Annotated in this window: 15 protein-coding genes; 8 read left to right on the top strand and 7 right to left on the bottom strand. The window is 56.6% G+C overall.

Annotation, left to right across the window (positions count from 1 at the left end; genetic code table 11):
• The first annotated feature begins 226 nt into the window (after positions 1–226).
• Entirely contained in the window at positions 227–646 is a 420-nt protein-coding gene (locus tag AWM69_RS04670) for a helix-turn-helix domain-containing protein (RefSeq protein WP_131652675.1), read from the top strand.
• Position 647: 1 nt separating this feature from the next.
• Here the strand turns inward: AWM69_RS04670 and AWM69_RS04665 are convergent, their stop codons facing one another.
• From AWM69_RS04665 to AWM69_RS04650, 4 genes are all read right to left on the bottom strand, one after another.
• Entirely contained in the window at positions 648–1,040 is a 393-nt protein-coding gene (locus AWM69_RS04665) for a putative holin (protein WP_256930174.1), read from the bottom strand.
• 24 nt (positions 1,041–1,064) lie between these two features.
• The gene (locus tag AWM69_RS04660) at positions 1,065–1,316 is read right to left on the bottom strand and encodes a response regulator transcription factor (RefSeq protein ID WP_131652676.1); all 252 of its coding nucleotides are present in this window, start codon (positions 1,314–1,316) and stop codon (positions 1,065–1,067) included.
• Positions 1,317–1,470: 154 nt separating this feature from the next.
• The gene (locus AWM69_RS04655) at positions 1,471–2,505 is read right to left on the bottom strand and encodes an AbrB family transcriptional regulator (protein ID WP_218725874.1); all 1,035 of its coding nucleotides are present in this window, start codon (positions 2,503–2,505) and stop codon (positions 1,471–1,473) included.
• 90 nt (positions 2,506–2,595) lie between these two features.
• Positions 2,596–3,576: a tripartite tricarboxylate transporter substrate binding protein gene (locus AWM69_RS04650; RefSeq protein ID WP_218725873.1), complete on the bottom strand. Its 981-nt coding sequence runs from the start codon at positions 3,574–3,576 to the stop codon at positions 2,596–2,598.
• A 329-nt stretch (positions 3,577–3,905) separates the two neighbouring features.
• On the opposite strand from AWM69_RS04650, the gene AWM69_RS04645 reads away from it, so the two are divergent.
• Both AWM69_RS04645 and AWM69_RS04640 read left to right on the top strand, forming a co-directional pair.
• Complete coding sequence (locus AWM69_RS04645; protein ID WP_131652679.1) at positions 3,906–4,577, top strand: response regulator; 672 nt, start codon at positions 3,906–3,908, stop codon at positions 4,575–4,577.
• A complete protein-coding gene (locus AWM69_RS04640; protein WP_218725872.1) occupies positions 4,570–5,976 on the top strand; it encodes a sensor histidine kinase in 1,407 nt (468 codons plus the stop codon). The genes AWM69_RS04645 and AWM69_RS04640 overlap by 8 nt, the downstream gene beginning before the upstream one ends.
• An 11-nt stretch (positions 5,977–5,987) precedes the next feature.
• Here the strand turns inward: AWM69_RS04640 and AWM69_RS04635 are convergent, their stop codons facing one another.
• Together AWM69_RS04635 and AWM69_RS04630 are read right to left on the bottom strand one after the other, a co-directional pair.
• Positions 5,988–6,809, bottom strand: coding sequence for an HDOD domain-containing protein (locus AWM69_RS04635; protein ID WP_131652681.1), 822 nt, complete (start codon positions 6,807–6,809; stop codon positions 5,988–5,990).
• Positions 6,810–6,908: 99 nt separating this feature from the next.
• On the bottom strand, positions 6,909–7,853 hold the full coding sequence (locus tag AWM69_RS04630) for a folate-binding protein YgfZ (RefSeq protein ID WP_131652682.1): 945 nt from the start codon (positions 7,851–7,853) through the stop codon (positions 6,909–6,911).
• A 148-nt stretch (positions 7,854–8,001) separates the two neighbouring features.
• Here AWM69_RS04630 and AWM69_RS04625 point away from each other — a divergent pair, with 148 nt between their 5' ends.
• The gene (locus tag AWM69_RS04625; protein WP_048363403.1) at positions 8,002–8,256 is read left to right on the top strand and encodes a succinate dehydrogenase assembly factor 2; all 255 of its coding nucleotides are present in this window, start codon (positions 8,002–8,004) and stop codon (positions 8,254–8,256) included.
• A complete protein-coding gene (locus AWM69_RS04620) occupies positions 8,240–8,692 on the top strand; it encodes a protein YgfX (protein ID WP_218725871.1) in 453 nt (150 codons plus the stop codon). Before AWM69_RS04625 ends, AWM69_RS04620 begins: the two co-directional genes overlap by 17 nt.
• On the opposite strand, the gene nadB is transcribed toward AWM69_RS04620, so the two are convergent.
• Positions 8,661–10,277: an L-aspartate oxidase gene (nadB, locus tag AWM69_RS04615; RefSeq protein WP_131652684.1), complete on the bottom strand. Its 1,617-nt coding sequence runs from the start codon at positions 10,275–10,277 to the stop codon at positions 8,661–8,663. The genes AWM69_RS04620 and nadB overlap by 32 nt on opposite strands.
• A 512-nt stretch (positions 10,278–10,789) precedes the next feature.
• On the opposite strand from nadB, the gene rpoE reads away from it, so the two are divergent.
• Genes rpoE through AWM69_RS04600 form a run of 3 tightly spaced genes read left to right on the top strand, consistent with a single transcriptional unit; the run spans position 10,790 to position 12,967 of the window.
• On the top strand, positions 10,790–11,371 hold the full coding sequence (rpoE, locus tag AWM69_RS04610; protein ID WP_019411405.1) for an RNA polymerase sigma factor RpoE: 582 nt from the start codon (positions 10,790–10,792) through the stop codon (positions 11,369–11,371).
• Between the two features lie 31 nt (positions 11,372–11,402).
• On the top strand, positions 11,403–11,993 hold the full coding sequence (locus AWM69_RS04605; protein WP_218725870.1) for a sigma-E factor negative regulatory protein: 591 nt from the start codon (positions 11,403–11,405) through the stop codon (positions 11,991–11,993).
• Positions 11,994–12,001: 8 nt separating this feature from the next.
• The gene (locus tag AWM69_RS04600; protein WP_131652686.1) at positions 12,002–12,967 is read left to right on the top strand and encodes a MucB/RseB C-terminal domain-containing protein; all 966 of its coding nucleotides are present in this window, start codon (positions 12,002–12,004) and stop codon (positions 12,965–12,967) included.
• Positions 12,968–13,088 lie beyond the last annotated feature (121 nt).

The following is a 13,088-nucleotide window of genomic DNA, read 5'->3' as shown; positions in this document are numbered from 1 at the left end:
GGTCGTAATCTATAAATTGTTTTATTACATTTTCTTGTAAGATTTATGGCGTTTGATATGTGATATTTCTGATAGCTTTTGTTAAGTGTTGCGATTTTTCTTGGGGCTCTTTATTAATGGCAAGTGCTTTTGACTTATCAGGTTGCATATCTTGGCTCTAAAAAGTACTCAATAAGAGTAAATTTTGCCAAAAAACACAACAAAGTCAAATTGAGGGTTATTCAAAGTGAGTAACAAAAAATCAATTGAAATACTCGAGCGATTGAAGCATGTCACTCAGGTTAAAACAGATTCCGGTCTTTCCGAAGTACTGGGTGTCAGTCCGCAGACACTGAGTAGCTGGAAAGGGCGAGACAGTATTCCGTACTCAATATGCATAGACATAGCCAGGGAACAGGGTATTTCCCTTGACTGGTTGTTTGGTGGCCACGGTTCCATGCGCTTATCCACCTGCTCGTGTTTGTGTGAGGCGGTAGACAGGCTGAACACTCAAGAACAAAAGATGCTGCAGGTATTTCGGGAGCTGGATGAGACGGACCAGAAAATAATTTATAAGTGGGTGGAAGAAAAGAACCGTCTGCAGGTCATGAATAATCGTATTGAAACGCTGGCTACCCGGCTTGAAACAATAATAAAGCGCTTGTGAATCATTTCGGCCACCTTAATCGACGCAGGATATCGGCAATGTCTGCTGTGTTTACCCATGTCATGACTTTAATACTGATGGGGAGGGCGAGCAGCGCACAAATGAATGCCGTAACACTCACGGGCAAACCGGGTAAGTGAGGGGCGACGGCCGGTGTAAATAAATACCCGACACAGGCACTCAGTGCCAAAGATGCTATGTGTTGCCAGCGTTTTAAAGTCCGGCGCGAACGCGTCACGACCCAGCCACCCAGCACTGCGCCAAGGGCGGCATCCGGATCAATCATGGCGAGCAGGACAAGCAGACCGGAATCAGGAACGCCGTTCTGGACGAAATGCATGAGTTCATTGTTCATGTCATGGGTTAAGGCAGTCATCGCAGTGAATAGAGGCATGGTTTTATCTCTGTGCAATACCGCTCAGGGCAATGTTGCCATACCCAGTTTTATGGCTTTGAGTACAGCCGCGTGGCGTGAAGTGACATTGAATTTTGCGCGCAAGTTGGCCATGTGGAAGTTGATGGTTGTTTCTGATTTGTTCAGGATGATTGCAATTTCTGCGGATGTTTTTCCCCGAGAGCACCAATCCAGTATTTCATGCTCCTTGGGGGTCAGGTGTGGGATGTCATGCGGGCTGGCAGGTGTTTGTGATTGGCAACGGAAATGGGTCATGGTGAACTCTTGCTGGGTGTGTTGAAGAGGACGGGTGCGATTGTTTTGACGTGTTAAAAATAATCGCACTCGTATTGCATCAACAACGCAGTCAGTTTGTAGGAGCGGCTCTTACATTGAGCGAATAATCCTACGCGCAAGAGTATGTTTTACATTAGTCGCCGTGGTGTCTGTTCCAGTATCGAAACAAGGGCTCTGCCAGGAACAGCACGAACAGCAAGCGCATCACTTGCATGGCCGTTACCAGCGGCACTGACAGTTGCAGAGTTTGTGCGGTGAGGCTCATCTCGGCAATGCCGCCCGGCATCATTCCCAGTGTCATTGAGCGCAGGTCGAGGTGAGTCAATACGCTCAAGCCCAGCGCACAGGCCCCGGCAATCAGCATGGTCAGGGCTGTGCCCAGTAGAGTGCGGCCGATGAACGATGGCGCCCGACGGAAAAACTCGCGATTGAAGTGACAGCCCAGCCCGCTGCCAATCAGCCACTGGCCAATTTGGCTGCTGCCCTCGGGCAGGCCAATGTGCAGGTTCCATATGAGGCTGATACTGGCGCTGACCAGCAGCGGCCCGAACAACCAGGGATTTGGCTGGCGCAAGCGTTGCCAGATCCAGCCCGCAAGTGCGCCAGCGGGTAACAGCAACATCATCCAATAAATATTTACAGTGGCCGGCTGCAAGGTGGGAGTGCCTTCGCCCAGCAGGAACTTGAAGGCCGCTGGAACACAGAGCACGACGGTCAGTACCCTGATGCTCTGGCCTGCGGCGACGCGGCTTAGCACGGCACCATTGCGGGCGCCCAGGTTGACCATTTCACCCGAGCCGCCGGGCATGCTGGAAAAAAACGCAGTGGCACGATCCTCGCCACTACGGCGCATCAGCCATACCCCGATCACACTGGACACGCTGGTGAGCAAAGCACCGAAAAAGATCAGCCAAAAATGGGTCAGTACTTGTTCCATTACCACTGGCGTGAAGTGCAAACCGATGCCGATACCGACCACCCATTGCCCGCATTTACGTCCGCCGGGGATCTCGGCCAGTTGCCAGGGGCTCAGGCAACGTACCAGGATGATCGCGAGCAGCGAGCCTACCATCCACGGCAATGGCCAGCCGATCTGGCTGGCCAGATAGCCACCTGCGAGGCCGACCAGAGGGGTTCCCCACCAGTGTTTCAGTGCAGTTTTATTCATGGCGCAGGGTCGATCGGTTGTCGGGCGACAACCTTGCAGCGCAACAGCATGGGGTACTCCTGAGACAAGCTTTGCCGCGCTGGGCAATGATCAGCGATGGTTGATCAGGCCAAATTCAACGGCCAGGGTTTTATAGTCGGCCACCTGTTGTTTCACGTAGGTGTCCAGTTCGGGACCGGTCATTGCGAACGGGAAAAACTCACTCTGGGAGCGCATCTCTGCGAATGACCGGGAAGCCAGTAACCGGTCGAAAGCAGTTTTCCACCAGGCGTAGTCTTCGTCGCTGACTTTGGGCCCCATATAGAAACCGCGAACCACGGGCCAGACGATGTCGTAGCCTTGCTCTTTGGCTGTCGGAATATCTTTCATCTCGGGGTCGCTGAGACGCTCATTGGCGAACACGGCCAGCAGGCGCATCTCGCCACTCTGGATGTGCGGCATTGAATCGGAAATATCGGTGCTGCCCACCTGGATATGACCGCCCAGCAATGCCGTGGCAATTTCACCGCCGCCTTCGAGCGCAACGTATCGCAAGTCGCGGGGGCTGATGCCTGCCGCCTTGGCGATCAGGGCTGCTTGCATCCAGTCCTGGCCGCCGACTGTACCGCTGGAGCCGATCGCCACTTTGCTGGGGTCTTTTTTGAGCGCTTGAACCAGATCATCGAGGTTTTGGTAGGGCGAATCGTTTTTTACTGCGATTGCACCGTAACTGGTGACGACCGCCGCGAGCCAGCGTACGGCGTTTTCATCGAAGCGCCCGAACTTGCCCTGCGCCAGATTAAGCAGCGATCCGCTGGACCAAGTCACCAATGTACCGCCTTCAGCCGGGCGCTGTGCAACCACGGCATTGTACGCAACGGCCCCTACACCACCGGGCATGTACGTAATGCGCATGGGGGTGCTGAGCAGCTTCTCATGGCTCAGTGCGTTTTTCACCAGCGTACAGGTCAGGTCAAAACTGCCGCCGGGTGACGCCGGAGCAATGCACTCGGGGTGTGTGGGCTCGGCCATTGAATAACCGCTGAACAAGCAACAGGCGGTGATGACCAGGATGCGCACGGATGCACTCATATCGTGTTCGCCGGGGCAGAAAAATGTGGGCGTACTTGTCGAATGGATGCGCGCAGAACAGAAGGGCGGCTTGTGGGCTGAATAATCAGCATGCGGGGTGTGCTCCGTTATTGTTCTTATTGGCGAAAACGCATCGAGGCGTTTTTCGGACCGCTACAGGGACGTAGCTGCCGTGATTGTAACTGTCTTTTGCGGGATCCTAGTCGGCCAACCTTTCACTAACCTTTCAGTTGTCTTTCCCTGTTTTCAGGCTTCACAGCCTGTCTGCCGTCTGTACACTCCGCGCATAGAAGGGCCTGGCCCACACAAGAAAAGATGAGGTGAATCCCATGCGTGTTCTTTTGGTCGAAGACCAGCCGCAGTTGGCCGACAGTATTGCCCAAGCCTTGAAAGGGACCGGCTTGACCGTGGATGTGCTGCACGATGGGGTCGCTGCGGATCTGGCCTTGAGCAGCGAAGAATATGCGCTGGCAATCCTGGATGTGGGGTTGCCGCGCATGGATGGTTTTGAGGTGCTGGCCCGTTTGCGTGCTCGTGGCAAAACCCTGCCGGTGTTGATGCTGACTGCCCGCAGTGACGTCAAGGACAGGGTTCACGGGCTCAATCTCGGTGCCGATGATTACCTGGCCAAGCCGTTTGAACTGACAGAGCTGGAGGCCCGGGTCAAAGCCCTGTTGCGTCGCACTGTACTGGGGGGCGAACGGCAGCAGCGCTGCGGGGCGCTGGTATACGATCTTGGTACTCGACGTTTCTCTCTGGGTGATGATCTATTGACCCTGACTTCGCGAGAGCAGGCCGTGCTGGAGGCATTGATCGCCCGGCCGGGCAGGGTGATGAGCAAGGAGCAACTGGCGGCTCAAGTGTTTGGTCTGGACGAAGAGGCGAGTGCTGATGCCATCGAGATCTATGTTCATCGATTACGCAAAAAACTCGATGGTCAGGCCGTTGCGATCGTGACCTTCCGGGGCTTGGGGTATTTGCTGGAAGGCCGCGATGCATAAACTCGACAGTTTGCGTTGGGGGTTGCTCTGGAACCTGACGCTGTTGATGGTGGTATTGATGCTGGCCAGCGGGCTGAGTGCCTATTTCAATGGGCGTGAAGCGGCCGATACGGCCTATGACAGAACGTTGCTGGCGTCCGCACGAACCATCGCTGCCGGTTTGTCGCAACGCGACGGCAGTTTGAGTGCGGACGTTCCCTACGTTGCGCTCGATACCTTTGCCTACGATAGCGCCGGGCGGATTTACTATCAGGTCAATGATATTCACCAGCGACTGATATCGGGCTACGAGAACTTGCCTGCGCCGCCGCCCGGTACGCTGCGTACCGATGACTATCCGGCACTGGCACGTTTTTATGATGGCCAGTACCAAGGGCAAAACGTGCGCGTCGTGAGTCTGCTGAAGGCCGTTACCGAGCCCGAGATGAATGGCATGGCAGAAATCCGCGTCGCCGAAACCGACGAAGCTCGCGTGGCGATGGCGCGAAGCTTAATGGCCGACACCCTGTTGCGCCTGGGTATGCTGGGCTTTGGAGCGCTGTTGGTGGTGTGGTTTGCCGTGAGTGCTGCGTTACGTCCACTGGAGCGTTTGCGTACGGCCGTTGAAGAGCGTGAACCCGATGACTTGCGTGCCTTGCCTGCGGTATCGGTACAGCGGGAGCTGCGACCGCTGGTGCGGGCGATCAATCACTTTACCGAACGTTTGCGCGGGCAATTTGAGCGCCAGGCGCAGTTTATTGCCGATGCCGCGCATGAACTGCGTACTCCGTTGGCGGTACTCAAGGCTAGGCTCGAACTTGGCTTGCGCGCATATGAACCGCAGACTTGGCGCAACACCCTCGAACAGGCGGTGCAAGACACCGATCGTTTGACTCAGTTGGCGAATCAATTGCTGTCGCTGGCCCGTATCGAGAATGGCGCGCGAGCCATCGCTGAAGGGCGCGCGCAGTTACTCGACCTCAGTCAATTGGCCCGTGAACTGGGCATGGCCATGGCACCGCTGGCCCATGCGCGGGGCGTTGCATTGGCACTCGAGGCCGACCAGGCTGTCTGGCTGCACGGCGAGCCTATCTTGCTACATGAGTTGCTGAGCAACCTGGTGGACAACGCCCTGGCTCACACGCCGGCCGGGGGCAATGTGATTTTGCGAGTCAGCCTGCCCGCGATTCTGGAAGTCGAAGATGATGGGCCAGGCATTCCTTTTGAAGACCGCGAGCGAGTATTCGAGCGTTTTTACCGGGGTCATCAACAGGTGACGGGCGCGGGGCTGGGATTGGCGATCGTCGGGGAAATTTGCCGTGCGCATCTGGCGCAAATCAGCCTGCACGATGGCGCGAAAGGAGGGCTGAAAGTGCGGGTAAGTTTCGTGCCGGCGAATGGGGTACGCCAGCCGGGTTGACTGTGTCGAGGCTAAATAAACATGCCGCGTGCTGAGTTCAGTTCCTCCTGAAAGCGTTGGCATTCGGCCTCGACGCCCAGCTTTCTGAAGGCTGGCAGGGTGCTGAGCTCGACGCCGGTGCAAGGTACCTGGCGGGTCTGATCAATGAATACCGTCGCGATTTGCACCAGATCGATGTAGTCAATGGTTTTGGATTGACGGGTAAAGTCCAGGTACTGGCCAGGAATTGTCAGCAGCATTTCCGGGAACTCCCAGACCGCGAGGAGCTTGTCGCCGATCAGTGGATGAATGCTCTCGATCACGTGATTCAATGAAACCGGGTCAGAGAGCAGTTCATTGTGCTCTTCGGCGTAGGTCAGGATGGGCAGGACGCCGATTTGATGCACCAACCCGCCGAGTGCCGCCTGATCAGGCTTGAGTGAGGTATGGCGGCGGCACAGCGTGTAACAAATACCGGCGACTTCCAGGCTTTGACGCCACACGTCGCGCATTTTCTTTTCTACTGCTTCCGAACGGGCATGGAATATTTGCTCCATGACCAGGCCAATCGCCAGATTGCTGCTGTAGTTGACGCCCAGGCGGGTGATGGCGGTATGCAGATTGGTGACTTCGTTGATGGCGCGTAGCAGCGGGCTGTTGACCACCTTGATCAGGCGCGCAGTCAGGGCGGTGTCCCGGCCGATGACTTTGCTCAGGTGGCTGACATTCACTTCGGGGTTTTCTGCAGCCTTGCGAATATTCAACGCCACTTCAGGTAGCGTGGGTAAAACCAGATCGTCGTTGTTGATGGCCTTGATCAAGTCCATCTGGACTTTATGCGCCAGCGTGTTCATTTTTGCTCTCCAGGCTCTGTTGACGTTTCATCGTGGCCGCAATGCAGCTTGCGATGAAACGCCATGAGACCCTTGGGTGTTGCCTTCAAGGCGTGACTGTCAGCGCTGGATTTCGCGATCGCGGTCCAGTTGATACGGCAGATCAAGCAGCGATAGCTCAGGGCCTTGCACGTCTCCCACGTGGATGTCGCCCGCTTCTGCGGCATCGGTGGTCAGGACGGCCAGCAATTCGATGCCCTGTTCAGCGTGAGCGGCAATCACCACTTCGCCTATGGCACTGCTGTGAGTGGGTATGAACAGCGGGGTTCCCGGTGCGGGAAGGGGGCTGTCCGCGTTGAGCGACAAACGGTAGAGGTGACGTTTGAGCTTGCCCAGATACTGCATGCGCGCGACGATTTCCTGACCGGTATAACAGCCTTTTTTGAAGCTGACACCGCCCACGGCCTGCAGGTTTAGCATCTGCGGGATGAACAGCTCACGGGTCTGGCCCATGACCTGGCCGACCCCGGCACGCACCTGACCGAGCAGCCATTGATTGAGGTCTGCTTCAGGCAGTTGTGTTTTCAAGTGCTGGAGCAGGCTTTCGGCCTGCTCAATCGGCCCCCACAATTCCGCTCGCCCGGCTGAGGCGCGAACCGCGATCAGGCCGTTGGCCCGTGCGACGCTGTCGGTTTCAGCGGGTAGCTGGATGCCCAGGCTTTCCAGGGTCGTGTCGGCCTGGCTGAGGCCAAAGCGCACCCAGTTATCGCTGTCGTCCGTCAGTTTGGACTTGGAGAAAACTGCGTACTTCTTGAGGTCAGCCAACTGTGGCTCAACCAGCTCTCGCGCCATCGCCAGCAAGCAGCCATCGGCTTCAAGCACAATCCGAAAGCTGGATTGCATGCGGCCTTTTTGCGTACAGCGAGCACCAAGACTGGAGCGAGTTTCGCTCAGGTAGTTGAGGTTGCAGGTCAGCTGCCCCTGCAAAAACTTGCTGGCGTCGTTGCCGCGAACAGCAAGAACACCTTCGTGGTTCAGGGTGCAGAAAAAAGCAGAGTCGGCCATGAGTCATCGCAGGTAATAAAGTCTGGGATACATCATAGAGGTGCGCCCTGCAAATGGGTAGTTCGCAACGGATCGATGGGGCCGACCAAAGCCGACTGTTCTAAGATTGATCGGCCTGTATACTTGCGCTCTATTTGAGGAGCGCTCCATGGTCGAAGATGTAGAACTCAATCGTCTCTATTGGCACAGCCGTCGCGGCATGCTTGAGCTGGACGTGTTGCTGGTACCTTTCGTCAAGGAGGTGTACGCCACCTTGAATGACGTGGACCGTGAATGCTATCGCAAACTGCTCGAGTGCGAAGATCAGGACATGTTCGGCTGGTTCATGGAACGTTCCGAGTCCGAAGACCCTGAGCTGCAGCGCATGGTCCGGATGATTCTGGATCGTGTCCAGCCCAAGTAAGTGTTTCGAGTGCCGCTGGCATGCCTCGGGGCAATTGCTGGCGGCCTATCTTGCAGCCCAGGCACTGGCGCTGATCTCCATTTACCTTCTGGCGGTTCCTTTCTGGGCACATGTGCTCGGGGTTTTGTTGTGCCTGCAGCATGGGGCCTGGACCCTTCCACGGCACATTCGGTTGACCCATGGCAGCGCCTTTACCGGTTTGCGCCATGATGCCGATGGTTGGCAGTTGTACAGCCGGGCCGATGGCTGGCAGCCGGTACAATTGCGCCGCGACAGCCTGGCGTTGCCCGGGGCCGTGATCGTACGTTTTCGCTTGCGTGACGAGTGGAGGGTGCGGGCCGTGTGCATTCCCCGCGACGCGCTGGCGCCGGATCAGCACCGGCGCTTGCGCGTGCGACTGAAGTTCAGTCGGCGTAGGTGGCTGGCACCAGAATAGTGTCCAGCGCTTCGGGCAACATGTTCGGGTAGTCGAGGGTGTAATGCAGCCCGCGAGATTCTTTCCTGGCCATTGCACTGCGAATCATCAGTTCAGCCACCTGAGCTAGGTTGCGCAACTCGATCAGGTCGCGGCTCACTTTATAGTTGCTGTAGAACTCATCAATCTCATCCAGCAGCAAGCGAACGCGGTGTTGCGCACGTTGCAGGCGTTTGTTGGTGCGCACGATGCCCACGTAGTCCCACATGAAGCGCCGCAGTTCATCCCAGTTGTGGGCAATGATCACGTCTTCATCCGAGTCGGTAACCTGACTCGCATCCCAGCTCGGCAGGGCAACCGGAATTGAAATTTCCGGTAACTGGTTGAGGATGTCCGCGGCGGCGGAGCGGGCATAAACGAAGCACTCCAGCAGCGAATTGCTGGCCATTCGGTTGGCACCGTGCAGTCCGGTAAAGCTGGTTTCTCCGATGGCATACAGGCCGGGTACATCGGTGCGACCATGGCCGTCGACCATCACTCCGCCGCAGGTGTAATGTGCGGCGGGCACCACCGGGATCGCTTGTTTGGTGATGTCGATGGAGAACGCAAGGCAGCGCTCGTACACCGTAGGGAAGTGGGTCTTGATGAACGTTTCGGACTCATGGCTGATGTCCAGATAAACGCAATCGATGCCCAGGCGCTTCATTTCATGGTCGATGGCCCGTGCCACGATGTCCCGCGGGGCCAGTTCGCCGCGAGGGTCAAAGCGGTGCATGAAGCGCTCGCCATTGGGTAGCTTGAGATGGGCGCCTTCACCCCGCAGGGCTTCAGTGATCAGAAAGCTTTTGGCCTGAGGGTGATACAGGCAGGTGGGATGGAATTGATTGAATTCCAGATTCGCCACCCGGCAACCCGAACGCCAGGCCATGGCGATGCCATCGCCGCAGGCGCCGTCCGGATTGCTGGTGTACAGATACACTTTGGCGGCCCCCCCCGAAGCCAGGATGGTGAAGCGCGAACCGTAGGTGTCGACTTCGCCGGTGGCGCGATTGAGTACGTAGGCTCCCAGGCAGCGATCACCCTCCAGGCCCAGGCGCCGTTCGGTGATCAGGTCGACCGCGACGCGTTGTTCAAGCAGCTCGATATTCGGCCGTTGCCGTGCCTGCTCGAGCAGCGTCTTGAAGATGGCTGCACCCGTCGCGTCGGCGGCATGGATGATACGCCGATGGCTGTGACCGCCCTCGCGGGTCAGGTGAAATTCAAAACCCGGTTGTTCTGGATCGGCAGGTTCATCACGGGTGAAGGGGACGCCCTGGTCGATCAGCCACTGGATGGCTTCGCGGCTGTGTTCGACGGTAAAACGCACAGCGTCTTCATGACACAGGCCTCCACCGGCATTCAGGGTGTCTTCAACGTGGGATTGCACCGTGTCGGTGTCGTCCAGTACAGCGGCTACGCCACCTTGTGCCCAGAACGTCGAGCCATTGGCCAGGTCGCCCTTACTGAGGACTGCAATACGCATATGGCCGGGCAAGGTGAGCGCGAGGCTCAAACCGGCAGCGCCGCTGCCAATCACCAGCACATCATGTTGAAAATGTTGGCTCATTCTTCTGACGTCCGCAAAAAAAGCGCCCACTAGTATATAGAGGGGGGGATCGGCACAATAGCCGGGCCTTTGTGGCATGTGAAACTACAGCGGGCACGAAGTGTGCCTCAGACTTGAAGCGTCTGCATGTCGTTTTCACAATTTAACTGTAAGGCCTTCAGGGCTTAACAGGGCTCGTGCCCTGCCGCATTCTCATGGCATCCTAGGGTAAGACTTCGTACGATTATTTTGAACTTTTCGTACGTCCAGGGGTTCCATAGAGGGTTGCCCTGAATGCAGGAGAACAGCGTTGAATGCGATGCGGGGTTTGAGCTTCGACTTCGGCAGCAGAATTTAACGACAAGATTATCGACGCAGCCGGCTATGCCCGAGCTGCGTTTTCGTGCGTGCCAAATCCGAGTGCGCAGGAAACTTGCCAGGGGGAGAGAACTTTTGCGTAAAGCCCGAGTCTATGTTTGCAAGCCTGCTCAATTAGCAAAGCAACCTTCCTCTTGGTCCCATGAGGAGTGTTCATGCTAACCCAGGAAGAGGATCAGCAGCTGGTCGAGCGCGTACAGCGTGGCGACAAGCGTGCATTCGATCTGCTGGTGCTGAAATACCAGCACAAAATTCTCGGGTTGATCGTGCGTTTTGTGCACGACACCCATGAAGCCCAAGACGTGGCTCAAGAGGCCTTCATCAAGGCTTACCGGGCTCTTGGCAATTTTCGCGGTGACAGTGCCTTTTACACGTGGCTGTATCGCATCGCCATTAACACGGCGAAAAACTATCTGGTATCACGCGGTCGGCGTCCACCAGACAGTGATGTCAGTTCTGAAGACGCTGAATTTTACGATGGTGATCATGGTCTTAAGGATCTCGAATCGCCGGAGCGCGCTTTGCTCCGGGATGAGATCGAGGGTACGGTTCATCGCACGATTCAGTTACTGCCAGAAGACTTACGAACGGCGTTAACTTTACGTGAGTTTGATGGTCTGAGTTACGAGGACATTGCGAGCGTCATGCAATGTCCGGTGGGTACCGTGCGCTCCCGGATTTTCCGCGCTCGGGAAGCCATCGATAAAGCCCTGCAGCCGTTGTTGCAGGAAAACTGAGACAGCGGCGACAGCCAAGAGAGGAACCGCCATGAGTCGTGAAGCCCTGCAGGAATCGCTGTCCGCGGTGATGGATAACGAAGCGGACGAACTGGAACTACGTCGGGTATTGAATGCCTTCGACGATGCACAAACGCGTGACACCTGGTCTCGCTACCAAGTGGCCCGTGCTGTGATGCACAAGGACCTGCTGATTCCACGCCTGGACATCGCATCTGCCGTGTCGGCGGCATTGGCCGAAGAGCAGACCCCGGCCAAAGTTACACGTGGCCCGTGGCGTACTATTGGCCGTCTGGCTGTCGCTGCTTCGGTGACTGTTGCAGTATTGGCAGGCGTAAGACTGTACAACCAGGATGATATCGCAGGTGCCCAGCTGGCTCAGCAAGACAGCCAGCAAAGCCTGAGTGCTCCAACGGCTAAAGGTCCTGCGGTACTGGCCAACTACAGCGAGAGCTCTGATCAAGGCACAGGGCCGATGGCCAATGGTGTCTTGCAAGGCCAACCTGGCTGGCATGATCAGCGTTTGCCGGGTTACCTGCGCCAGCATGCCCAGCAGGCTGCGTCAAAAGGGACTGATAGCCCTCTGCCGTATGCCCGTGCTGCCAGCCAGGATGACCGTTAAGGACAAACATGCGCGTCCTACCCTTATTACCTCTTCTGCTCAGCGGCTGGTTTGTCGTACCAGCCCAGGCAGATGAAGCCCAGAACTGGCTTAAACGCTTTGGGCAGGCTGATCAACAGCAAAGCTACAAAGGCACTTTTGTTTACGAGCGCAACGGTAGTTTTTCTACCCACAGCATCTGGCACCGTGTGCAGGATGGGGACGTTCGTGAACGATTGATGCGACTGGATGGCCCTGCGCAAGAAGTCGTTCGTGCCGGTGGGCGCACCGAATGTGTCACAGGCAAGGTTATTCCCACCCCCGGAGATATCTCTGCGCCCTCCAGCCGGCAGCTGGATACCTCGCGCCTGAACGACTGGTACTCGGTAGAGAAAACCGGTGACTCAAGGGTGGCGGGGCGGCCTGTCGCCGTAATTGCGCTCTCTCCCCGCGACCAGCACCGCTACGGGTTTGAACTGTATCTGGACCGTGAGACCGGGTTGCCGCTCAAGTCATTGTTGCTCAATGACAAAGGGCAGTTGCTTGAGCGCTTCCAGTTTACAAGCCTTGATACGACGCCTCCGAATGACAATGAACTCAAGCCGACAGCTCAATGTCGACCGATTGTCACTGCGCAGACGCCACCTGCCGCCACCGATAATACCCATGCCTGGCATTCCGACTGGTTGCCGCCCGGTTTTGAACAGATCAGCAGCGTTGTACGCCGTGATCCACGTACAAAATCTGAAGTCACCAGCCTTTTGTATGATGATGGCATGACGCGTTTTTCGGTGTTTCTGGAGCCTTTGAAAGGTTCAGCCGTACCTGACGCCCGGGTTCAGTTGGGCCCTACCGTTGCAGTTTCCCGGCATCTCACTACGCCTGAGGGGGACATGATGGCGACGGTGGTCGGCGAAATTCCGATGGGGACTGCTGAGCGCATTGCTCTCTCGGTGCGCGCCGGCAAGGATGCCCCAGAGGTAAAGTCCAAGTAATGCGCTGAAACAGCTGGTAGGAATTACGACTTGCCTTACGTTTTTTATTCCTTATATAGAGGTCAGAGCCATCAAGGCTCTGGCCTTGTTTGCATTCAGGGGTCCGAAAAGCGGTCTATGC

Source organism: Pseudomonas sp. D1HM (assembly GCF_019266105.1).
Classification (GTDB): domain Bacteria; phylum Pseudomonadota; class Gammaproteobacteria; order Pseudomonadales; family Pseudomonadaceae; genus Aquipseudomonas; species Aquipseudomonas taetrolens.
The sequence above is the reverse complement of the archived record's forward strand: the minus strand, read 5'-3'. Positions and strand labels throughout refer to the sequence as shown.

What these genes read in the sequence shown, in the direction of transcription:
- AWM69_RS04665 (WP_256930174.1), bottom strand. Translation starts at nt 1,040, where the DNA reads ATGCCTCTATTCACTGCGATGACTGCCTTAACCCATGACATGAACAAT.
- AWM69_RS04655 (WP_218725874.1), bottom strand. Translation starts at nt 2,505, where the DNA reads ATGAATAAAACTGCACTGAAACACTGGTGGGGAACCCCTCTGGTCGGC.
- AWM69_RS04605 (WP_218725870.1), top strand. Translation starts at nt 11,403, where the DNA reads ATGAGTCGTGAAGCCCTGCAGGAATCGCTGTCCGCGGTGATGGATAAC.
- AWM69_RS04600 (WP_131652686.1), top strand. Translation starts at nt 12,002, where the DNA reads ATGCGCGTCCTACCCTTATTACCTCTTCTGCTCAGCGGCTGGTTTGTC.
- AWM69_RS04630 (WP_131652682.1), bottom strand. Translation starts at nt 7,853, where the DNA reads ATGGCCGACTCTGCTTTTTTCTGCACCCTGAACCACGAAGGTGTTCTT.
- rpoE (WP_019411405.1), top strand. Translation starts at nt 10,790, where the DNA reads ATGCTAACCCAGGAAGAGGATCAGCAGCTGGTCGAGCGCGTACAGCGT.
- AWM69_RS04660 (WP_131652676.1), bottom strand. Translation starts at nt 1,316, where the DNA reads ATGACCCATTTCCGTTGCCAATCACAAACACCTGCCAGCCCGCATGAC.
- AWM69_RS04640 (WP_218725872.1), top strand. Translation starts at nt 4,570, where the DNA reads ATGCATAAACTCGACAGTTTGCGTTGGGGGTTGCTCTGGAACCTGACG.
- AWM69_RS04635 (WP_131652681.1), bottom strand. Translation starts at nt 6,809, where the DNA reads ATGAACACGCTGGCGCATAAAGTCCAGATGGACTTGATCAAGGCCATC.
- nadB (WP_131652684.1), bottom strand. Translation starts at nt 10,277, where the DNA reads ATGAGCCAACATTTTCAACATGATGTGCTGGTGATTGGCAGCGGCGCT.
- AWM69_RS04625 (WP_048363403.1), top strand. Translation starts at nt 8,002, where the DNA reads ATGGTCGAAGATGTAGAACTCAATCGTCTCTATTGGCACAGCCGTCGC.
- AWM69_RS04650 (WP_218725873.1), bottom strand. Translation starts at nt 3,576, where the DNA reads ATGAGTGCATCCGTGCGCATCCTGGTCATCACCGCCTGTTGCTTGTTC.
- AWM69_RS04645 (WP_131652679.1), top strand. Translation starts at nt 3,906, where the DNA reads ATGCGTGTTCTTTTGGTCGAAGACCAGCCGCAGTTGGCCGACAGTATT.